This window comes from Actinocatenispora rupis (assembly GCF_016861975.1).
Taxonomy (GTDB): Bacteria; Actinomycetota; Actinomycetes; order Mycobacteriales; family Micromonosporaceae; genus Actinocatenispora; species Actinocatenispora rupis.
Genome location: NZ_BOMB01000034.1, coordinates 23,530 through 44,475 on the forward strand (window position 1 = coordinate 23,530; position 20,946 = coordinate 44,475).

General features: G+C 68.1%; 24 protein-coding genes. 8 read left to right on the forward strand and 16 right to left on the reverse strand.

Features of this window, described 5'->3' with window-relative positions; all coding sequences use genetic code 11:
• Positions 1-40 precede the first annotated feature (40 nt).
• The 3 genes from Aru02nite_RS28715 to Aru02nite_RS28725 are packed head-to-tail and all read right to left on the reverse strand — an operon-like array spanning position 41 to position 3,212.
• Positions 41-658: a GNAT family N-acetyltransferase gene (locus tag Aru02nite_RS28715; RefSeq protein ID WP_203662919.1), complete on the reverse strand. Its 618-nt coding sequence runs from the start codon at positions 656-658 to the stop codon at positions 41-43.
• Entirely contained in the window at positions 655-2,175 is a 1,521-nt protein-coding gene (locus Aru02nite_RS28720) for an APC family permease (protein ID WP_308446283.1), read from the reverse strand. Before Aru02nite_RS28720 ends, Aru02nite_RS28715 begins: the two co-directional genes overlap by 4 nt.
• Before the next feature lie 44 nt (positions 2,176-2,219).
• Positions 2,220-3,212, reverse strand: coding sequence for a GOLPH3/VPS74 family protein (locus Aru02nite_RS28725; RefSeq protein ID WP_203662923.1), 993 nt, complete (start codon positions 3,210-3,212; stop codon positions 2,220-2,222).
• 1,021 nt (positions 3,213-4,233) lie between these two features.
• Between Aru02nite_RS28725 and Aru02nite_RS28730 the strand changes: the two genes are divergently transcribed.
• From Aru02nite_RS28730 to Aru02nite_RS28750, 5 genes are all read left to right on the forward strand, one after another.
• Positions 4,234-5,124 carry a helix-turn-helix domain-containing protein gene (locus tag Aru02nite_RS28730; RefSeq protein WP_203662925.1) on the forward strand — a complete coding sequence of 297 codons (891 nt, stop codon included), beginning with the start codon at positions 4,234-4,236 and terminating at the stop codon, positions 5,122-5,124.
• Positions 5,121-5,330 carry a DUF397 domain-containing protein gene (locus Aru02nite_RS28735; protein ID WP_203662926.1) on the forward strand — a complete coding sequence of 70 codons (210 nt, stop codon included), beginning with the start codon at positions 5,121-5,123 and terminating at the stop codon, positions 5,328-5,330. The genes Aru02nite_RS28730 and Aru02nite_RS28735 overlap by 4 nt, the downstream gene beginning before the upstream one ends.
• Before the next feature lie 883 nt (positions 5,331-6,213).
• A complete protein-coding gene (locus tag Aru02nite_RS28740) occupies positions 6,214-6,639 on the forward strand; it encodes a hypothetical protein (protein ID WP_203662928.1) in 426 nt (141 codons plus the stop codon).
• Between the two features lie 442 nt (positions 6,640-7,081).
• On the forward strand, positions 7,082-7,657 hold the full coding sequence (locus Aru02nite_RS28745; RefSeq protein ID WP_203662930.1) for a hypothetical protein: 576 nt from the start codon (positions 7,082-7,084) through the stop codon (positions 7,655-7,657).
• Positions 7,658-7,681: 24 nt separating this feature from the next.
• Positions 7,682-8,767 carry a S1 family peptidase gene (locus tag Aru02nite_RS28750; protein WP_203662932.1) on the forward strand — a complete coding sequence of 362 codons (1,086 nt, stop codon included), beginning with the start codon at positions 7,682-7,684 and terminating at the stop codon, positions 8,765-8,767.
• Between the two features lie 124 nt (positions 8,768-8,891).
• Here Aru02nite_RS28750 and Aru02nite_RS28755 read toward each other — a convergent pair whose 3' ends face one another.
• Complete coding sequence (locus tag Aru02nite_RS28755) at positions 8,892-9,104, reverse strand: hypothetical protein (RefSeq protein ID WP_203662934.1); 213 nt, start codon at positions 9,102-9,104, stop codon at positions 8,892-8,894.
• A gap of 148 nt (positions 9,105-9,252) precedes the next feature.
• On the opposite strand from Aru02nite_RS28755, the gene Aru02nite_RS28760 reads away from it, so the two are divergent.
• From Aru02nite_RS28760 to Aru02nite_RS28770, 3 genes are all read left to right on the forward strand, one after another.
• Positions 9,253-9,432, forward strand: a complete 180-nt coding sequence (locus tag Aru02nite_RS28760; protein WP_203662936.1) for a hypothetical protein — start codon at positions 9,253-9,255, stop codon at positions 9,430-9,432.
• Positions 9,433-9,486: 54 nt separating this feature from the next.
• Positions 9,487-10,089, forward strand: coding sequence for a hypothetical protein (locus tag Aru02nite_RS28765; protein WP_203662938.1), 603 nt, complete (start codon positions 9,487-9,489; stop codon positions 10,087-10,089).
• A 244-nt stretch (positions 10,090-10,333) separates the two neighbouring features.
• Positions 10,334-10,924: a hypothetical protein gene (locus tag Aru02nite_RS28770; RefSeq protein ID WP_203662940.1), complete on the forward strand. Its 591-nt coding sequence runs from the start codon at positions 10,334-10,336 to the stop codon at positions 10,922-10,924.
• Between the two features lie 91 nt (positions 10,925-11,015).
• On the opposite strand, the gene Aru02nite_RS28775 is transcribed toward Aru02nite_RS28770, so the two are convergent.
• The 12 genes from Aru02nite_RS28775 to Aru02nite_RS28830 form a co-directional block, all read right to left on the reverse strand.
• Positions 11,016-11,438 (reverse strand): hypothetical protein, encoded by a 423-nt coding sequence (locus tag Aru02nite_RS28775; RefSeq protein ID WP_203662942.1) that lies wholly within the window; start codon positions 11,436-11,438, stop codon positions 11,016-11,018.
• Between the two features lie 329 nt (positions 11,439-11,767).
• Positions 11,768-12,004, reverse strand: coding sequence for a DUF4926 domain-containing protein (locus Aru02nite_RS28780; RefSeq protein ID WP_203662944.1), 237 nt, complete (start codon positions 12,002-12,004; stop codon positions 11,768-11,770).
• 33 nt (positions 12,005-12,037) lie between these two features.
• Positions 12,038-12,439 carry a hypothetical protein gene (locus tag Aru02nite_RS28785; protein ID WP_203662946.1) on the reverse strand — a complete coding sequence of 134 codons (402 nt, stop codon included), beginning with the start codon at positions 12,437-12,439 and terminating at the stop codon, positions 12,038-12,040.
• Positions 12,440-12,543: 104 nt separating this feature from the next.
• Entirely contained in the window at positions 12,544-12,951 is a 408-nt protein-coding gene (locus Aru02nite_RS28790; RefSeq protein WP_203662948.1) for a hypothetical protein, read from the reverse strand.
• Between the two features lie 412 nt (positions 12,952-13,363).
• Positions 13,364-13,894, reverse strand: coding sequence for a hypothetical protein (locus Aru02nite_RS28795; protein ID WP_203662950.1), 531 nt, complete (start codon positions 13,892-13,894; stop codon positions 13,364-13,366).
• A gap of 211 nt (positions 13,895-14,105) precedes the next feature.
• Positions 14,106-14,588, reverse strand: coding sequence for an SLOG cluster 4 domain-containing protein (locus Aru02nite_RS28800; RefSeq protein WP_203662952.1), 483 nt, complete (start codon positions 14,586-14,588; stop codon positions 14,106-14,108).
• A gap of 220 nt (positions 14,589-14,808) precedes the next feature.
• Positions 14,809-15,738: an inositol monophosphatase family protein gene (locus tag Aru02nite_RS28805; RefSeq protein ID WP_203662954.1), complete on the reverse strand. Its 930-nt coding sequence runs from the start codon at positions 15,736-15,738 to the stop codon at positions 14,809-14,811.
• Between the two features lie 245 nt (positions 15,739-15,983).
• Entirely contained in the window at positions 15,984-17,147 is a 1,164-nt protein-coding gene (locus Aru02nite_RS28810) for a methyltransferase domain-containing protein (protein ID WP_203662956.1), read from the reverse strand.
• On the reverse strand, positions 17,140-18,102 hold the full coding sequence (tgmB, locus tag Aru02nite_RS28815; RefSeq protein ID WP_373325001.1) for an ATP-grasp ribosomal peptide maturase: 963 nt from the start codon (positions 18,100-18,102) through the stop codon (positions 17,140-17,142). The genes Aru02nite_RS28810 and tgmB overlap by 8 nt, the downstream gene beginning before the upstream one ends.
• A 26-nt stretch (positions 18,103-18,128) precedes the next feature.
• Positions 18,129-18,527, reverse strand: coding sequence for a putative ATP-grasp-modified RiPP (gene tgmA, locus Aru02nite_RS28820; RefSeq protein ID WP_203662960.1), 399 nt, complete (start codon positions 18,525-18,527; stop codon positions 18,129-18,131).
• Positions 18,528-18,773: 246 nt separating this feature from the next.
• Positions 18,774-19,337 carry a GNAT family N-acetyltransferase gene (locus Aru02nite_RS28825; protein ID WP_203662962.1) on the reverse strand — a complete coding sequence of 188 codons (564 nt, stop codon included), beginning with the start codon at positions 19,335-19,337 and terminating at the stop codon, positions 18,774-18,776.
• 8 nt (positions 19,338-19,345) lie between these two features.
• Complete coding sequence (locus Aru02nite_RS28830) at positions 19,346-20,665, reverse strand: NsdA family TPR-like regulatory protein (RefSeq protein WP_239077016.1); 1,320 nt, start codon at positions 20,663-20,665, stop codon at positions 19,346-19,348.
• Positions 20,666-20,946: the final 281 nt, after the last annotated feature.

Here is a 20,946-nt window from a genome sequence, read left to right on the forward strand (position 1 = left end):
GCCGGACCCGCGATTGCAGCGTGGGTCCGGCCGTTCATGTCTACGGCCGGGCGGGCCGGAGCATCGGATACATCAGGACGCCGCGTCCGGCGCGGATCGGGTCGCCGTGGTCGAGGTAGCCGTGCCGCGCATACAGGCGGCGGGATCGGCCGGTGGAGGCGATCAGGAAGCCCGGTGTTCGGGTGGCGTCGAGCCGCTGGTGATGCGATTCGAGCAGTGCAGCGCCACGGCCTTCGCTTTGTGCGGTGGGGTGGGTGGCGAGGAATCCGAGGTAGGCCCAGTCGGTGTGGAGGATCGGCAACGCCTGATGCATCACGTGGTCGAGCTCGACGAAGCGCTCCAGGTAGGGGCCGGTCGCGGCGGCGAGCCGGGTGTCGTAGTCGACTGGGGCGAGGTCGGGGAGCTGCCCGGCCAGTGTTGGGTACCAGATCGCTGCGGCGTGGCCGTCGTCGGTGACCTCGACCAGTGCGCTGGTGTCGGGGTCCAGTGCGTGCGCGACGATGATCGACCAGTAGGCCGGGTAGATCCGTTGCCGGTGCGGGAGACTCGGCACGAGATGATCGGCGAGCTGCCCGGCCAGGAACGCATCCGTCAGCAGCCGGGTCAGGTCCCGCGCGTCGTCGGAGGTGGCGGCGCGGATGGTCGCGGAGGCGGTCATACTTCACCGCCGAGCACGATCGGGTCCGGTGTTCCGGTGCGGCCGGCGGTGCCGGTGCGGCCGGTTGCGGCGAGGTAGACGTCGTCGCCGGTGCGGCCGATCAGGTCGTAGGCGTCCGGAGCGAGGCGACGGCGTACCAGTGCCCAGAACACGGCGGCGGCGATGATGGCCGCGAACGCGGCGAGCATCAGCCGCGCCTGCAGCGAGTCGTCCGGGACGCCCATCAGTGTTCCGAAGGAGGTTGCCGACACGACGACCACCACGGCCAGGCCCAGCCCCGCCAGGCTCGGGCAGATGACCCGCTGCCAGATGGTGGCGCCGCCGTGGCGGGCGAAGTACCGCAGTTGCGCAACACAGCATGCGGTGAGTAGGAGCAGAACCCCGAACCCGGCCCACACGGTGCCGTCGAAGAACAACACGACCTGCGGGTCCGCACCCGAGACAGCGACGGCGATCAGCACCAGCGCGGCGATCGTCGACTGGGTCAGCGAGGCGTACGCGGGTGAGCGGGTGCGGCCCCAGGTGCGAGACAGGCGAGCGGGCAGCACACGGTCACGGCCCATCGCGAACGCGTACCGGTTGAACGTTCCGTGGAAGGCCAGTCCGGCGGCGAACAGGCTCGTGACGAACAGCAGACGCCCCACATCGATCAGGATGTGCGGCACGTACGGGCCGGCCAGATGGAACAGGAACTCGGTGCCGTAGGTTGTGCTGCCGGCGATCACGTTGCCCGGCCCGGCCGCCACCGTCATCGCGAACGACGACACGCTGTAGAGCACGGCGGTGATCGCCAGCGATACGAACACCGCCTTGGTCGTGGCGCCTGCCTTGGCTTCTTCGGCGTAGTTGGGGGCGTCCTCGAAACCGACGAAGCCGGTCAGGGCAATGACGACGGCGACCAGTCCACTCGCCCCGCCGGAGGTCAGCGTCGACGGGTTCATTGCTGCGGCTGACACCGCACCGGCATGCGGATGCGCCAGCTGGACGACGTCGAAGACCAGCACCACAGCGATCTCGACCACCAGCAGCACGAGCAGGACCAGGCCGTTGAAGTCGACCTTCAACACGCCGCAGATCGCGATCACCGCCCAGCCGGCCGCCGCCACCGCGTACCACGGGACCTGCACGCCAAGTACCTGAGCCATCGCATCGGAGCCGACCACGCCCAGCCCGCCGTAGAGGCCGATCTGCATCGCGCAGTACGACGCCAACGCCACCCAGCCCGCGGCGACCCCGGCAGGCCGGCCCAACCCGGCGGTCTGCAGCGTGTAGAACGCGCCCGCGTTCGGCAGCCGGGAAGCCATCGTGGTGTAGCCCACCGCGAACAACGTCAACAGCGCTGCACCGAGCACGTACGCCGCCGGGATGCCCAGCAGCCCGGTCACCGCCCACCCGGTCGTGACCCCGCCGCCGACCACGGTGAGCGGTGCGGCCGAGGCCAGCATCAGCCCACCGAGCAGAAGCCAACCGAGGCGGTTGCGGGCCAGGGATCTACTCACCGCGCTCTGATCGTCCATCACCACGAACCCTTTCGTCAGAGGGTCAACACCTTCGGGTCGTGCTAGCGGCCGTAGCCGCGGGCAGCGGCTGCACGCACGTGATCGACGGCCAGCACCACCGCCTCCTCAGCCGGGGGGAGCCGCAGATCCGCCAAGGTCGGCCACGACCAACCACTGCCAACGCCGGGCTGCCGGCGCCGCCCACGGCGGGCGCGGGGCTTGTCTCCGTACTCGTGCAGCACGCGGTCGGTCAGATCGATCGCGTCGATCAGGCCGAGCAGGAACCGGTCGGTCAGTGTCGCGGCCTGTGCGTCGTGTACGACCCGCGGCAGCCGCATCATCAGGTTGATGGACGCGGTGCGGTCGTTCGACTGCGCGACCACCCACACCTGTTCGGCACGGCCCAACGGCCACGGCCGGCGAGAACCCTCGACCATCGTGCGCTTGGTGACCAGCCGATCCGCCACCCGCGCATAGGCGTCCTTGGCCAGCCACTCCACGACCTCGTGCACCGTCCGGTGTCGCGGCCCGACTGGCCGGGCTGCGTCGTGCGTGTCGTCGACGAGTTGCGCCAGCAGCTGATGCAGCAGCGGATCATCGGGCGGCTTGTCACGCAACGCCCGGGCGTCGGGAAAGGCCCGCATCCGGCCGTCCTGCCCCGCCGCCACCACCAGAAGCGAGCGCTCCCGACCATCGACGTGCGCCGCGGTATGCAGAAGCTCAAACAGCAACGCCCCTGCGCAGCCGATCGACGTCGCCTGACGCGACTTGTAGGTACGACCGTCGTAGGGATCGGTCGCCAGCCGGAAGAACTGATCGCCTGCAGGCCCCAGCTGATACACGGCCTGCTGCGACAGGAACTCTGAGAGCCCGTCAGACCACCGCATCGCGTCGCCCGGATCGACGCGCTCGCGATGACGGTGGTGCGGCGACGGGGGCAGATGGGCAGCCTCGGGCTGCTGATGCTGACCGCTGGATCCGCTGCGATATTCAGCCATCGTGGCTACCACCTGCTGAGACTCTGGTGGGTAGTCCGCCAGGAACAGGCGACTCACCGTCGGCACGCTCCGGCGTGTCCAGTGCGGTTGGCCGGCCGCGTTCGGTCAGTGGGTATCCGACCGGTGAGCGGTCTTGGCCGCTCGGCGGAATCTGATGGCGGTCCCGCCGCCGTTGTGGCCGGCGGCGGACGGGGCGGCCGACAGCCTGTCGACCGTCCCGAATCTGCCTTCGGTGTGCGGTCCCCATCCCCTTACGCCACTCGCCATCTCGGGCTTCGATCAAGACTTCCGCGACGGCCCACGGGGTGAGCGTCCCGTTGCTCAGCTCGTGCTTCGCCAGCAGAGCCATGGTCACCACTCCTGGCATCGACGGAATCGACGCCAGGAGGGCAGGCGTCGCGAGATACCGGGAGGCGGAATGGGCGGAGCCCCAAACTGTGCGCGCACGGCCGCCCGGCCGGCGGCGGTCAGCGCGACCTCGTCGAGATCATTGCGAGGTGCGGGCCCGACCGGCAGTCGCCGCGCTATCCAGCCACGACTCGCGAACCCGTCGAGCAGCCATGCCGCGGTTGCTGGGGGAACCTCAGCGGCCCGAGCGAGCAAGGGGAACGGGACCGGCGAGGCGTTCCTGAGTAGCTCCCACGCCAGTGCCTCGCGATGGTTCTCGACATGGACCGACCGTGGGTCTTGTGATGCGAGTTCAGCCGAACCTGTCATGCCGCCCTCCTGCTACGTGTGGTGGATCCGGCGAGGTGGGATCTGCGGGCCAGGCGTGGCCGATCCACCAAACCAACTCCTGTGCGGCGCCCAGCCCGGCGAGCTGGGCGCCGGAGTCGGTCAGCGCCGGATCCAGGTCGCCACCGCCACAGCACGGGGGATTTGCCCTCCACATGCCGACATGCCGGAGGTAACGACCATGGACGGAGTGAACCATATGATCGTCCACCTGACAACGTTACGGAGTGGACCACTCATGATGGTCGTACCGATGCGGACGTCCGATCGCGTTTGCCCACTCCGGAGCGGTGTTATCTAATGGACGCGATTGCGTCCGTTTCCGAACATCTGGAGGTGAGCGGTGCCGGCCAAGCCCAGGGAGCACGCTGGTTCGACGTTCTGGCTTCGACGCCTCGGCGCGGAGCTGAGGAAGTTGCGCGAGCAGAGCGGCATGACGGCCGATCAAGCGGGCGCAGAGATGGAATGGAACCGCCAGAAGATCTGGCGCATCGAAAAGGGCACACAGGAGGTCCTGCGCACCTGGGACGTCCAGAACATGTGCAAGGTCTACGGCGCAGCCGACTCGCTCACCGAGGCGCTCATTGGCCTGTGCGAAAAGGCAAAGACTGGAGACTGGTGGCAGTCCTTCAGCGAAGTGATCCCTCGATGGTTCAACGTCTACCTCAGCCTCGAAGAAGCAGCGACAAGTATCGACTGGTACACCGCCGAGCTTGTCCCTGGCCTACTCCAGACCGACAACTACGCGAGGGTGGTCTTCAATACCGCTGGCGGAGCCGAGGATTCGAACGAGCTCACCCGGCGCGCCAAGGTGCGGGTCCAACGCCAGGCGGCACTCACACGCCTCGCACCAGACCCGCCCGCGCTCCATGTCGTCCTCAACGAAGCCGTGATCCGACGGCCTGTCGGCGGAGCGAGCGTGATGGCGGAGCAACTGAGGGCCTTGCTCCAGTTCGGAGCCCTACCCAACGTCACCATGCGAATCTTCCCATTCTCCGCCGGTCAACACGGCGGCATGAATGGCGGAGAGTGGGTTCTTCTTCGCTTCCCGCAAGAGTCTTCCGAACCCGAAACAGTATTCCACGAGGCACTGAACGGCGCGGCGTATCTCACCAAGGAGCAGGACGTCATGCAGTACAAGACCGTTCAAGATGATCTCGTCAAGCGTTCCTTGGACGAAGAAACAACCAAGGAATTAATCGCCCGAGCAGTAAAGGAGTTCGAGGAGACATGAGCAACCTCGCTGAGGCTATCTGGATCAAGTCGTCTCGCAGCGGCAACCAGGGCAACTGCATCGAGTACGCACCGAACCTCATGGCGACCGAGGGCGTCGTCGGAGTACGCGACTCGAAGGACCCCGAGGGCCCGAAGATGACCTTCGCACCCGAGTCCTGGACTGCGTTCGTCCGACAGGTGAAGGCAGGCTCACTGAACTCATGACCCCGGATCCGGCCTGTGGAAGGAGGCCGGATCCAGGGCCACAAGGTTCCTAACCCACCAGACATCATGACCGAGGGCGGTCACTACCCGCTAGACCGACCCACGGTAAGTAGCCAACTCTGCACGTCGGAGTTGGCTACTGCCGCTTCTGAGACCAGATGCCCGTTACGCAACAAGGCTGCTGACCACCACGCGCCGTCCCTCACTCACCCCGACATGACGCTTCCGACCCAGCATGGTTAGATGTGCGCCGCGGGCCAGGCACTCGCCCCAGGGGAAGGGTCACTCCCATGCGCCGATCAGCAGCAGCGTCGCAACTGCCGACCACTGCGCCGTCCCGCCGATCAGGAACTCCCGCTGACCGTGGTCCGGGTAGTCCGGCCCGCCCGCTACGTCGCCTCGCGTCTCACCTCGGCGGCCCGTGGCGTCTCAACGCGCAATGCGTGAGGGAAAGCGGCTTAAGACCGGTCGCCTGATCTAGCACGCCACCGACCTCGCTGAGACGGGCGAACACAGAGCCCCTCGACGGGATCGGCTGGCGGAGCGGCGATCCCGACTGCCCGCCGCGGCTTGACGGGTGCGAGCCCTGGCACGGTGTCGGAGATCGCGAATGCCGCCCGTACTCCAGCTGGCGAGGGCCTTCGAGCTCGGCGTGGCACCCGTCGAACTCGCCGTGCCCGACCGGAAACGCGTCGGTGCTCCTGGCTCGTGCCATGACCGCACGCCGCCGCGGCCCCTGCCGCACGTTCATCGATTTCTCCGCTGCCATCGCGTAGTTCCCTGTGCTGGAAAGGATCCCGCCCATGCCTGTGCCGCAGTTCTCCGGAACACCCTCTCCCGGCGCTGCCCGTGCGCAGGCGTCTTGGGCACAGGGAGGCTGGTGATGGACGAGGGCATCGCCATGCCGCACTTTCACTGGGAGAGTGCCTACAGGCACGGTGTCCATGCTCTGGCCCGCGGTCGGAAGCAGCGCGCGATCGAGGATCTGGAGCGGGCGCGGGATCTTGCCGAGCGTGCCGCCCGCCCGGTCTTGTGTGCGCGTGCCGGTCGGGCGTTGGGCGACGCGTACCGGGTGGCTGGCAGAGAACGCGAGGCGGTGACCGCCTACAAGCTGGCCGCGGCGATGGCTCAGACTGCGCACAATCGGCTCGAAATCGGCCTGGCTCACCGGGACTTGGGCGATGTGGCTGCGGCGCGCGGCGATACCGGCACGCCCGTCGCGCTGTGGCGTTGCGCCCTGAACGCGCTGAGTCCGCTGCGGGTGGTGGAGGTCGTCGAGGTGGCGGCGCGGCTGGCGGTGGCCGAGTGATGGCGGCCGAGACGGCCGAACGGCCTCGGCACGCGCTGGATCTGCCCGATGTCAACGGATTGGCGGCGGCGCTGCTGACCGAGGAAGCGGCTTCGGCTGCGTCGTTGGTGCCGCACACGGCGCCTCCGGCATTCGCGGCGGCCTCGTGGGGTTGTCCGGCCGGCTGTGGCCCGGGTGGTCGGGGTGCATCCGATCCCCCGGGATCGGCTCATCGCTCGACAACCGGGCGCCGTTCGCGAGGCGGGGCCACGCATCGGGCCCCGGTGCCGCTCGTGGCGGTACTCGGCCGCGACATGGGCCTGGCGATGCTGCGACACGGCGACACCGGGCGGGAACCGGTCCGATGAGCGAACACCACACCACCAACAGCCCGCCCGCAGGTGTCGCGGCGTCCGCGTCGCGTCATGGCCCGCCGCCTATCACTCTGCGGTCGCGTCACATCATGGCGCTCGTCCTGGCGCTCGGCCGAGTAGCCGTAGGCGGGGCTCCGGGCCTCGTCGCGTGGTTCGCGTTCGCCGCGTTCGGATCGGTCGTGCAGTGGGTAGCGGCGATCGCGGTCAGTGTTCCTGTCGTCGTCTTCCTCGCGCTGGTGACCGTGGTGGATCGCCACAACGAGAAGCAGCAACGCGCACTGTTTCGGCAGATCGAGTCAGCAATGGACGCCGTGCCCGGTGGGCATCATGTCCACTGCGGCAGCGTTCTGATCGGCGTCCGCCGCAACTGGATCGCCCCGCGGGTGCTGCGATGCGATCTGGCCGACGGGGTCACACACGACAGCGACGAGCGCATCGTTGTGCAGCCGGCCGCGGAGTACTGGCTTCCCCCGCTCGGCCGGGTCCTCCGCATCCCGGTGGTCATCCCGACCGAGACGTGCGCCGCCGCGCCGCCCCGACCGACCTTCCGCTCGACGTTGCGCGATGTGCGGCACGGCCTGCTGACCCCAGAACCCGAGCAACTGCACGGGCTGCTGACCGAACTGCGCACCGGAGACGCCTGCTGCAGCAGCCATCCCACGTGACGTCGACCCCGGCAAGCATCGTCTGTGTCCACAGTGGACCTGGCGTTCCCTCGCCCGGTTCACCTCTCACACTCCTCGGCACGTGACCGTCTGAGGACGCGGCAACGCCAACGTTCGCCGCATCGGCGCCACCCGGCGCCGACATCCGCACACCCACACCACCTGGAGGTTTCGTACGTGAAACACCGTCACACGCTGGCCGGCATCGCTGCCGCGATCACCGCCGCGGCGGCCCTGATCGCCACACCCGCGTCGGCCAGCAACGCCGTGGCACCGCAGATCATCGGCGGTGCCCCCGCCACCGGGTACGGGTTCTCCACGTCGCTGCAGATCCTGAACCGGGATGACCCCAACTGGCACACCTGCGGTGGAACCCTGGTCGCGGCAAGGTTTGTCGCGACGAACGCCCACTGCGTGGACAACATGCCGGCCGGTACCGAAGCCGCCACGAGCACCCGGTTCGCCGCGTGGGCCAACGCGGCTCCGCACGCCATCGATCTGTCGGACCCGTCGATCTACCATCTCCGGCTCGGCTCAACCGACCGGCTGCACGGCGGCGTGGTACGACACGTCACCCGCATCGTCACCTACCCCAGCTGGGCATGGGGCCAGCCCGGGCCGTGGGGCGAGATCGGCGACCTGGCCCTGCTCCAGCTCGACCGTCCGGTCACCACGGTGCGGCCCGCACCGATCCTGCCCGCCCGCACCACCATGCCGGCGCGGGAGATCGGCTGGGGCATCACCACTCAACCCGACCAGTGGGACGAGAACACGCCGTCGCCGGCCACGCTGTCGCAGATCGACGCCCCGCTCGCCCCGGCCTCGGCGTGCGCGGAAGCCGGGATCGGCGCCGGGGAACTGTGCCTCGGCGTCCCGGCAAGTGATGGCGGTGTCTGCCTGGGCGACTCCGGATCCCCTGCACTGCAGAGGATCGGCCGCTCCTGGGGTGTGATCGGATCGACCAGCCGGTTGGGCGGCGAACGCTGCGGCGTGCCCAACGTCTACACCGACCTGTCGAACCCGCGCTACCTCGCATGGATGATCCGCACCATCTATCACCTGCCGGCCGGCGCACCCACCGCCGGTAAGTCACTCGCCACCGCGCCCTGACCCGTGCACATGGCCGGTGGCGCGCGCGACGCGCCACCGGCACCCAACAACCCCTCGGAGACCAACGCATGCATCGCATCCCCGCGCAGGCACCGCGGATCGGTGGAGCCATGGTGACCGATCCTCAGCCGTCAGGGTTCCACGCCGGATGAGTGACCGCCATGTCGAGGCGCCCGGCATGCACCTCACCGCAACAGCCGCCGCGTTGACGATCCTGTTGGCAGCGATCGAATCCGTGGCCCGCGACCTCCCCATCTCCCAACCGCTGAAGGTTGCCGCGCAACACGCCCAGACGGTCGTCATCCCCCAAAGCCACCGCCGCGGTCACCACCGCCAAGGCCCTCCTCGCCAGGGTCACCACCCTCGCACCGACCACACCGCGCCACTGAGCCCCAACATCACCCACCACGGAAGGAGATCCCGCCCGTGACACCTCGGACATCACACCGCCAGCACACACCGGCGCAACACAGAAGGAGCGAGGGGTGAAGGCAGCCCTCGTTGTCGTGGCCCTGCTGCTGCTGGCGGCATCGCTCTGGGCCGGCATGCAGTGGATCACCGCCGAACGGACCGGTCGACGGCGCACCGTGCTGGGAGCGCTCGGCACCGCCCTGCTCGTGGCAGCACTGGCTGTCGGCACCGTGGCGTTCGCCGCACCGTTCTGATCGCCGATGCCGACACAGCCCACCACCCACACCGCCCGTGGCGTCAGGAGTCCCATGCCCGACACACCGCACACCGCTCACCGCCGGCGGCCGGCGCCGCTGCTCACCGCCCAGCAGCGCGACACCCTGGCCGCCGCACTACCCGTCCTGCATCACCAATGCCGCTGGTCAGTGGACAAGATCGCCAACGAGACCGGCTGGGATCCCCGCACCGTTCGCCGTTTCCTACGGGAACAGACCACCACACCAGTACGCGGCGCCATGGCCTCCGGCCTCCGGCTGACCGTCAAGCAACGGCGCGAGCTGGCCCGCCGGTACGAGAACGGCGCCACCGTCAACACGCTCGCCGCCGAGTACGACTGCACCTGGATGCGGATGTGGGACACGCTGATCGCGGCCGGTGTCACCCCGCGCGCCAAACGCGGCACCGGCCTCGGCCGCTACACCGGCACCGACCGGGTCCTGCTCCGCGCGAACGTGGTGATCCTCTCCCACGAAGGAGCCACCCCGCAGACCATCGCGGAACGATGCGAGATCGCCGCAACAACCGTGACCAATCTGCTCGACGAAGCCGGCTACCCCCGGCGCGGCGCGCAGCAGGCGCAGCGGCAGGCCCTAGACGTCGCCCAGCACGCCCCGTGCGACACGTCGCCGTGATTACGACCGAACCGGTCGGAGACGATTAGCCGGCACGGACATCCCGTTCCTGGTAGCCGAAACAATCCACGACACGCTACGCCCTCGTCGGCGGTCCCCCGTACGTGCAGAAGACGCGCTGACGGCGCGCGGAGGCACCGACGTCGACTGGTCCCACCGGAACACCCGACGCCGAGTAACCGTCAAGCACCCACCAACCGCCGCAGAGCCTCTAGCCCCACCGCCCCAACGAGAGGGATCAGCTATGAGACACCAGATCCTGCCCGGACTGAGCCTCGACCACACCATGTACGAAGCCGCCGCCGCCGGCCTCACCGCTCACGCCCCTGGCCATGCCTTGACCTGGGCGCAGTTCCTCGACCCCACCGACTGGCGCCTGATCCCCGATCCCGGACCACAGCCCCGCGCGTACAAGGCCGAACGACGACTCGCCATCCGCCCCGACGGACAGATGATCACCCTCCACGCATGGTTGCTACCCGACCGGCGCTCCAACACCGCAACGCCCCACAGCCACCCCTGGCAGTTCCAGTCCCACATCCTGCTCGGCGGCTACACCGAACAGCGCTACCAGCGCATCAACGACCACATCACCGTTGAAGACGCCACCCACCGATACCGCGACACCAACACCGTCGACCTGGCCACCTTCCACGAAGTCGTCGACCTGGAACCCGGACCCACCATCACCCTGATGATCACCGGACCCGCGATCGAACGTGGCCGATGGGGCTACCTCGACCCCGAGACCGGCGAGTTCACCCCCAACCGCCCAGCCCCCGACTTCACCAAACGCCTCGCCGCCCTCAACCCGCACATGCCGCGCACGCAATGACAGAGCAACCCCCGCAGATAGGCATCGCGGCGACCTCTGCAGCGGCAGGCCGGCATCGGGTTGGCGCGTCGAGCTGGACCACCAGCCTGGGCTACTCTGCCGGCTGCTCCCACACGAGACTCGCCGGGTCCTTGTGGTTGAGGCCATGCAGGTCAGCCGGCTGAGAATTGGCCAGCAGCGATGCCATGGAGTCGAGGACGTTGTCGGCGTCGTCGAACCGCGGTTGCTCATTCACCGCGTCGATCACCCGGTTCTCCAGATCACGCAGCGACCGGATGCTGTGATGAACCGCGACCAGCAACCTGCCAAGGTCGTGGAGTGGGCGACGCTCCAGGTCGGCATCCTGCCAAGCACGAGCGATCCCGGGCATCTGGAGGAGCAGGTCCACAACGCCGGGATCACTGTCGGTACGCACGGCGATCGTCACCTCATGCGGCTGCGTGTCGGGCGGAAGCTGAGCCGCAGTGGTCTTGAAGTCCTCCGCAGACCAAGATGCGATGCTGGAGTCGGTCATGACACCTCATGTCCAGTGGGCGACCTGGTGACCGCGACCGTAGCGGCGTCACGCACCTGCAGCAACGGAACTGTCAGATAGTCGCTGCGTCATGGCTCTCGGCGTGTCTCCGCGTGTTCGACCAGACCGAGCTCATGCATCGACTTCCGCGCTGGCGCCAACGAGCAGCGGCAAGTCCCGCGCCTGGTCACCGGCACCCGCGATGTTGCTCCTACTCCGAACTCCCCATCGTGAGGCGGCCGAGGTGAGCTGTGATGTCGAGGACCCAAGGCTCTTCGAACAGCAGGTCGGCGAATCCCGGTGGGTCGGTAACACCGTGGCGTCGGCCATCAGAGCCCGGTCCGGCAACTGCCCGCTTGGGTGTTGCCTGCTTCGCCACCAGTACTGGGCGTCAGCTGATGCGGATGCAAGGTGACTTGGATATCGTCCCCACGCTCGTCGGTGAACTCCACCTCGTACGCCGTGTCAGGCGCGTGGAAGACGTGCACGATGGTGCCCTCGCTACCAGCACTCAGCCGATCTTCGGGCAGATCCTCTGTCAGAAGAACAACATCGAGCTCGTTCACTTCTCCACCTCTTCGCCGACGGGAGTGGCGCGGTCAACCCTCGGAGGGCGCGGGACCGGGATCGAGTTGCACCTGGGGCTCGGAACCCTCGACGGTGATGGTGCCGAAGTCGCCCTCGATCCGTGTCGTTTCGCCGGTGCGCACGAGTTCGTCGATGTTGCCGTAGTCGATCGTGCCGCTTGCGTCAGTGGAGGGCGGCGTGCCTTGGCCGGTCCACGTCAGCGCAGATACACCCGGCAGAGTGATCGTGCCCCTGCGCCAGCAATACGGCTCTTGGTCTGCCGGTGACCGGTACTCAGGATGCTCGGCAGTGAGCACAAGGTCGGCCCGGATCGTGACCACGGCAGGGTGGGCCACAACGTCGAGGACGTAGGACTCTTCGAGCAGCAGATCGCCGAATCCCGGCAGCTCCGTGTACGGCGTGGCGTCAGTCATGGCAGGTCCCAGTGGATCGGCGTGCGGTTCAAATCTCGGCGCCACACCCAGCGGCAGGTCAGCGGCTGAGTGACCGGGTTCCCCGGGTTGCTCCCCTGTCGACGCTAGTTCCCTGGGCTCGCGGGAAGGGGATCGAGCTCCACCTTCGGTGCATCGGACTCGACGAGGAGCGAGCCGAACTCGCCGTCGATTCGCGTCGTGCGCCCGGACCGCACGAACACGTCGATGTTGCCGTAGTCAATGGATCCGTCGGGGTCCACGATTGGCCGTGCTCCTTGGCCCGTCCAGGTCAAGGTCACAACCTCGGGCAGGGTGAGGGTGCCGAACCGTGTGCAGAACTGCTCCTGCGGCCCGGGTGGTGCGTACTCCGGATGCTCAGGCGTAAGGACAAGCTCCGCCCGCAGAGTGATGCGACCGGGGTGTGCTGCGATGTCCAGCACCCAGGATTCCTCAAGCAGCAGGTCGGCGAGTCCAGGCAAGTCGGTGTATGGCGTTGGCGTTGCATCGGTCATGGCAAGTCCCAATGGATCGGTGTGTGGTTGCCGGGGCTCCTGCGTGATACGAGGTTCCCGGATGCGTCGATCCGCCTCCCGGCGGCATTACGCAGCTCGACATGTGGGTGCTCGCTTCCCGGTGTGCGAGCACTTCCCTTTTTGATCGTCATCCGGGCCTCACCATTCTTGTCTATGAACCTCGGCGGCCCGCCCTCGGCCTGCTCACGGGTCCATCCCTGTGCCAGTGCCCACTTCTCAAGCTCGGAGGCCCGCCCGTTCCCTCCGGCCAGCATCGCAGCTAGCTCAGGCTCGATGAGAGGTGGACCTTTTGACTCAGGCTCGATGGGAGGTGGACCTTCTGACCTGGCAGCCGCCGGCAGGGTGCCAGGGGACGTTCCGGGCGGCGGCGTGGATCTGCCGCCGCCCGCGGTCAAAAATTTCCTGTCTGGCGGGTCTGCGTGATCGTCTCATCGACCTTCTGGGTCGCCTGCCCGATCAACCCCAGCACGGTCGGCAAGTGCGAGGAGGCGGTGTTGATCGCAGCAGCCAGCGGCCCAGGGCTAGCGTTGCGCAGCACCCGTTGGACCACGGCCGGCAGCGGCTTCAGCTCCGCGTGCACCGCAGCGACCGTCGTGCTTGCCCGCTCGGCATGGGACTTCGCCTGAACAAGGTGCTGCTGGATGCCGTCGGTGTTGTCGGCGGCTGCCGCCGCGCTGGCTTTGCCCGCCGCGGACTGCAGCGTCGTATTCGCCGCGTCCAGCTTGCTGTACGCGGCCTTCAACTGGCCATGGATCTGACTGGCCTGCGCGAAGACCTGAGCATTACCCAACCTTTGAGCCTGCAGACTGATCTGCTCAGCACCGCCCACCGCGGCCTGCAGCGCCACACGCGCGTCGGCCAGCGGCCTGACCGGTGCAACCAACGACTGCTGCGCCGCGCCGATCACATCGGAACCCGCCACTACCCCTCCAACACGGAAAAGTTACACACGCCGCACGAGCATAGGACCCTGGTCAAGACCCGAATCCAGCCACCAACAGCAACTCAACGATCCGGCGTACGCGGCGACGCCGATCCAGCCGATCCTCTGCGCCAGCCACCTTCGGTGTGGGCGCCTGGCGGTGCGCGGACACGGTCGGCAGGGCAGCTGGGCCGGGCGCCGGCGCGTGCGATCAGCCTGTCTGCGCCGTGCGCAACGCGGCCCGGACAGCCTGATCTGCGGTGTCGACATGCTCCAAGCCGGCGATCTCGTCACCATCTGCGTCCTGCACTCGCCATCCACCAAGACAGATGACCGGCACCCCTCCGCGCCGCTTGGCGAGAGCCACCTCGCTGAGCGTGCCCCACGAGCCGCCGACGACGATCACCGCGTCGGCGCTCCAGATCAGGATCGCGTTGCGGGCCTCGCCCATGTTGGTGACGATTACTGCCGACAGGTCCGGCGAGGCGCCGCTGCGGTCGGCGTTCGGCCGCACCCCGATGACAAGTCCGTTGGCGGAGCGTGCGCCGGATGCTGCTGAGGCCATGACGCCGGTGCCGCCACCGCACAGCACCACAGACCCGGCCTCAGCGAGGAGCCTCCCAACACGCTCAGCGTTGACATGGTCGTCGGGCGTGGCATCGCGGGGTCCGCACACGGCAACCTGAAACGGCACTCGGATCTCCTCATCGTCTGGCGGTCGCAGAAGCCGGGCAGTGATGCAGTGGGCACTCTGAGGCCATCGAATGGCTGTCTGGACGGATGGCGGTCGTGGTTGCGCAAGGTGCTGGGGGTCCGTGGTTCCGGAAGGCAGTCCTCGCCCTCTCGGTCTGAATGATGTGTTGGGCAAGCCTCGTTGGTGATCGACGAACGCGGCGATGGTCCTCCGGGAAGGGCTACAGGAGGTCAAGCACGTTCAGGATGCTGCGTGCCAGTTCGGGAGTCGAGGCGGCGATGAATGTCTGTCGGCGGTTCATGGCCTCGGCGATGTCTGCCATCGAGTTGAGCTGGTGGTCGAGTGGGAGTGGTATGCCGTCGAGGTCGATGACGGTGCCGCCGGCGGCGTGCAGGATGTAGTGGCCGGGGGCGAGGTCCCAGAGGGCGAAGCCTTTCGCGAACTCGATGGTGGCGTCGGTGGCCCCGGTGGCGACGTGACACAGGCTCACCGATCCGAAGTCGACGCCAACGCGCCCGCGGCTCTTCGCACCCGGTGGTCGTGTGCCGAGTGCCTCGATAAGCCGAGTCTGGTTGGCGAGTGGAAGCAGGCGCTCGGTCGGGCGCATCAGGTAGTTCGTGACGAGCGCATCCGATAGTGCCGTGCCGTGGTGCACGGCAACGCCTTGCGGCTGGCCGCCGTCTGTCGCGACGTAGGCGTGGTCGTCGCCGTGGGCGTCGCGCGCGGCGATGTAGAGCTGGATGTGGTGGAACAGGTCGCCGACGACGGCCGCGACCGGTCGGGCCAGGAACCGCGAGTACGCCATGACGTGGGTGTAGCCGAGGATCCCGCGGACTGCGAGTTCGCTGGTGTCCAACGGATCGACCAACACGACCAGGTCGGGATCCGGGTCGCTGCCGACGATCTCCGGGTCCGCCTCCTCCGAGGCGTAGACGAACCCGGGCAGCTGCGCGCGCAGTAGCTCCTTGTATCGGTCGTGGAGCCAGAGATCGTGCGAGGACAAGAAGTTGTCCTCGTGGCGCTGGTTCTCGCGTTCGCCGTGGCTGCCGGACAACGCCGAAGAGATCAGCCGGGGCCGGATCTCAGGGATGATGGTGCGGACCACGCCGACGAGAGTGGTCGCGACATCGGGCAGGCTGCCGGTACTCACAGAGGTTCCTTTCTGCGTGTCAGCTCGCGACCCCAGCCCGCGATCCATCTCGGCGGCGAACAGGCAGGCAAGCCTGCGCCCGTCCGCGCAGTCGGCCTCGGAGCAGGCGAGCTGGTATTGGCCCGGTCGAGGGCTGTGCGGTCGTAGAGATGTGCATGCTGGCCTCGGTCCGGAGCTGCGCGAGATGCTGGAGATGGTGGTCTGCCGACCCCGGCAGGCCCGTCAATGCTGATCAACAACCCGCGTCATCGTGGTGACCGTGTCGTCGAATGTATGGGTTGGTGTGGGTGATCGAGCCAGAGGGCGTGGTTGCCGCTGGTGTCGACGGTGAGGCCGAGCCGGTCGCGGGTGGGTTGGCCGAGCCGGCGCCAGGTGCGGTGTGCGGCGGTGAGTTCGTCCGCGATGCGGCGCGTGCCCCGTTGCTCGGTGTCGCCGTTCGCATCGATCAGGGCCCATGAGCCGTCGGCGCCAACCAGCCAGAGCTGTTCGGGTGCGCCGTCGGGGGTGAAGGTGATCCATCCGACGTCGGGGACAAGCAGCGCGGCGAGCATCGCGAAGTCGAGGTCGCCGAGCGTGCGGGAGGTCACGTCGACGTGGCCGCGGTCGCCGGCAGGGGCGTGGAGCGCGGCGTCGAACCGTTCTTGGGTGGTGCGGTCGGGTTGTTCGTCGCGGGTCGGCATGAAGTCGCCGTAGTCGGCGAGGAAGTGCCCGTGGGCGCGGTCGCCGTCAACGTCGAGCAGGGCCAGGGCGCCGCCGCCGAGTTCGGCGTAGAGGTTGAGCAGGATCCGGCCACCGGTGCGGGTCTGTCGGATCCACGCGGGCGGGACGGTAGGCGCGCTGACCGTGGCGATGATCCTGTCGTATCGCGCCCGGTCGGGCACGCCGTCGCGGCCGTCGCCGGTCACGATCGTCGGCGCGCGGCCGACCGCGGCGACCGCGGCGCGGGCCTGGTCGGCGAGGACAGGGTCGACCTCGACGCTGGTCACCAGATCATCGCCGAGCCGCTCGGCCAGGAGAGCGGCGTTGTACCCCGTGCCTGCGCCGATCTCCAACACCCGCTGCCCGTCGTGGACGTCGAGAGCTTCGAGCATCGTAGCCATCAGACCCGGGTCGGAACTCGACGAGGTCGGCGTACCCGGGCGCGGCGCGTGCCGGGCGTGGCCCCAGGCGGCAGGGTCGTTGTCGAGCTGCGTGACGACGCTGGTCACCGTGTACACCCGGTCGATCCACTCGGAATCGCTGGCGTCGACGGCGGCCCACTTCCCCGTCGGGGTCGGCCAGTAGAACCGGGGCAGGAACGGGTGCCGGGGCACCGTACGGAACGCGTGGATCCATGGCGCGGTGCGGAGGTTGCCGGCGTCGATGAGCTGGTCGACCATCCGGGTGTGCGCGGCTGCCGGGTCAGTCATGATGTCCTCGTTCTTGCTCGACGGTCAAGGCGTCCGCGATGGCCGCGGCGATCGGAAGGCCGGTGGCGTCTTCGATCCAACCCCACTGGCCGTTGGGGTTCACCTCCAAGAACACGTGCCGGCCGTCGGGGGTAACGACCAGGTCGAGCGCGCCGAACCGCAGGTTCAACGCGTCCATGAGACGGCACACCGCGGCGGCGACGGGCGGGGGCAGTTCGGTCACGCTGTAGGTGAGGTTCTCGTAGTCGGCGCGCCAGTCGGTACGGCCGGTGTCGCTCGTGGCATCGATTTGCGCGGTGTACATGCGGCCGTCGACGTAGGTGACGCGCAGCTCGTGAGACTTCGACACGGGCTCCTGGAACAGGTGTGCGGCGAGCCGGACGCCGGCCGGGTCGAGCTGCTCGGCCGCGACGGGCGTGCTGTACAGGATGCGGGGCGCGTCGCCGTCAGGGCCGCGGATGATGCTGGTGGACAGCGACTTGTACATCACCCGGCCGCCCAGTTCGGCAGCGAAGGTCGCAGCTCGCTTGTGGTCGTTGGTGATCAGCGTTCGCGGCACGTCGAGTCCAACCCGGCGCGCGGTGTCGAGCTGGATCGGCTTGTACTCGGCGCGGCCGATCGCGGCTGGGTGATTCAGCCACCGCGGGATCAGGTGCAGCACACCACCAAGCCCGCGCAGGCTTTCACGACTGGCCCATCGCTGGTCTGCGTCGGTGAGCCCTGCCGGGTACCGGAACCGGGCCGGCCGCCGGTAGTACGCACAGCTCACTTCGGCCAAGTCGAGCGTGCGGCCGGTGTCGAGGCGAAGATTGCCGGCCCAGCCCATGCCAAGCTCCGCGTTCAGTGTGAGCCGTTGGGGGAGGTCTCCCGGGTCGCAGCGGAAGACCGGTACGCCGCGCCGGTTCAGCTCGTCGACCACCATGTCGGCGGTCGGGTCGAACCACTGGGTGAGCACCAGAACCGTCCCGGGAGACCCCATCGTCAGTCCTCCCGCGTGTCTTCGTCGCCGTCCTGTGGCGTGCCGTCCCGGCTGGCCGTCGTGGTACTCGTCCGGCCGTCCGTATGCCGCGCCAGCGGCACCAGCTCCTCACCGTCACGGATCATCCCGACCTGCCGGTGGGTGTCGTAGCTCAGCGCGTTGACGTCAATCGGTTCGACCGTCGTCGGCTCGACGGCCAGCGTGACACCGAACGGCCGGGCAGCCGTTGGCATCTCGTTGTCGCCAAGCGGCAGCGCCGGGCGACCGAGCGGGAACTCATCGGTGACCGTGGACAGCGGGTCGCAGGTGGGGGTCAGTACGTGCACGTCGTACTCCGATCGTGGGGAACCGGGATGGGCACAACGGCCTTCCTTCTGGAAGAGCCAGTCCGGCCGGAACACCGGCGCGGACGCGGTGGGCGTGGCTGGCACCGCTGGACGTGGCAGCGTTCGGCAGCGGCGCGGATCGCCCGCACCACGCGGTCAGGGGCAAACCGTGGGGCAGCCCGCCGCGTAGGGTTCATCCGACGGGCATCTCTGGGCCCTGCCGACGCCGATGTGCCGCGGAGGTGCTCAACGCGACGGCGGTGAGGAGGGCAGCGCGGTTGGCCGCGGGCGCTGGGACGTGTACCGCGCCCCGCCTCGTCGCTACCCCTCAACACCGGACGATGCAGCCTGGGTTTCTCGCCACTCGGGGGCAATGAGTGAGTAGAGCAAGCTGTCACGCCATGCGCCGTTGGTGAAGACGTGGTCGCGGAGGCGGCCCTCGTAGGTGAAGCCCAGGTGTTTGACGACCGCGACCGACGCGCGGTTGTCCGGTCCGATGGCGGCGCTGATGCGTCGTAGGTTCAGGTGACCAAAGCCGAACCGGATCGCAGTTCGGGCTGCGTCGGTGGCGTAGCCACAGCCCCAGTACTTGGCGCCGATCGCGTAGCCCAGCTTCGCAGCACGCACGCCGGCCAGGCCGAGCCGCACAAATCCGACCAGCTCATTGGCGACGTCCACGGCGAAGTAGTACTCGACTCGATCCGGGCTCTGCGCCCGGTCGAGGGCGCCACGGATCATGGCCTCGGCCTGGGCACGGTTTCTGCTGTCGAACGACAGCCAGGTCGTCACCCGGTGGTCGCCGATGATGCGGTGCACAGCGTCAACATCGGTGAGGGCAAACTCTCGCAGAATGACGGATTCGCCGACAAGCCTGATCGGGTCCACGGCGTCTCCTATCGGCTGTGGCTGGAGGCGGCGACCACACGAGTGAACGTTTCGATTTGCTCTTGCAGTTGCTGGGCGAGTGGATCGGCCGCATGGGGGGAACGGGACAAGGCATCGTGGACGCGGTACACGGAGCGCACGATCCCGTTGATCCGCTGGGCTGGGGGCAGTTCCAGCACGGGGGCAAGCGCGTCTGCCGCGCCCTCCAGATCGGGTCGTGCGCCCTGGATCCGCGCAACAGCAAGGTCGGTGGCGCTTCCCGCCGAGTCGCCGAACGCCCATTCCTGCGGGTGCTCGCGGTACGCCGCGACCGCCTCGGTGCCGTAGTGCTCGGCGGATGCCTCTTCGGCCGGTAGCCATGCGTAGGCGTCGGCGGTGTAGTACAGCTGCCGCGCCCGGCCAAAGGTGCAGATGCCCCCCAGCTCGTCCAGCTCGTCGGCCTGCACGCGGTTGGCTGCTTCCTCAGCACGTTGGATCGCGCCCTTGGCGGCCTCGGCGTTTCCGAGCGCAGCCCAGCTTCGCGCTTCACTGACCGGCAGCCACACCGAGGCGGAACCGCGGCTGAGTGCAGCATTCTGTTGGCCGTGCTGGGCGTAGCGGATCGCTTCGTGGTGCCGGCCCGCCCAATAGGCGATCAATGCCTGCATGCCGCGCAGCCACGCCCGCAATCCATGGTGGTCAGCGCTGTCTGCGCACACGTAGGCCGTACGGGCCTGGGTCGCTGCGGCGTGCGGTTCGGCCACATCGTGTGACGCCTTGGCCAGCAGCCCACCGACGACGCCGCCAGCCAGAAACAGTTGCCGGGCGTCCTGCGGTCGCTGCCGCTGTTCGAGCAGCGTGAAGATGGTGTCCTGAAGATCGACCAGATCACCGAGGATCACATGGAGGGGCTGGACCTGGTAGTCGAGGGCGAGACGGCGTAGATCGTCGAGGATCTGTTCCATCGTCTCCGCCGGCAGCGCGCCGTTGTTCAGGGTCGAGAACTTCCGTGCGCGTTGGGCCGCCATGCTGACCATCGCTTTCTCTGCTCCGGCGCCAGCTATGGCAGGGCCTGGGGCAGGGTTGGTCTGGGGGAGGGTAGTCAGAGCGCCGTGAACGATCTCGTCGGTGTAGGGCTGAAGCAGCTGATCGACTGACACACCGAACATGCGCTGCAGAACCCGCCGGGTCGGCGCCGACACGGTGCGACGCTGCCCAGACGCGAGCCGGCTCAGATGCCGGGCACCAAGCGTGACGTCGGTGTTCAGCTCCCGGGCAGTGGCCTCGAAGCTACGAACGATGTCGTCGTAGGTGTCCTCCTGCCGCTGCCACAGCAGATACTCCAGCACCGTCCGAGGCTTCCGGGTCCGGTTGCTGCGACCTGCCACATCGGCCCCCTTCCTCCACGGTCACGACCGACTGTCGCGCCCCAGACCCCCCGAAGCAACAGAGGTCCGCCTTTGGTCCGGTAGCGGTCGCAAAAGGGACCGAACCAAACCGTCGCATGGCCCAGGGCACCTCACACACCCTTCATGGTGACTCAACACATCTCGCCCGTCACAGTGGGGAGCCCGGCATGACCACCCGAACTGCACAAACACCCGAGAGTCGCCTGATAGGCGGCGCGGAG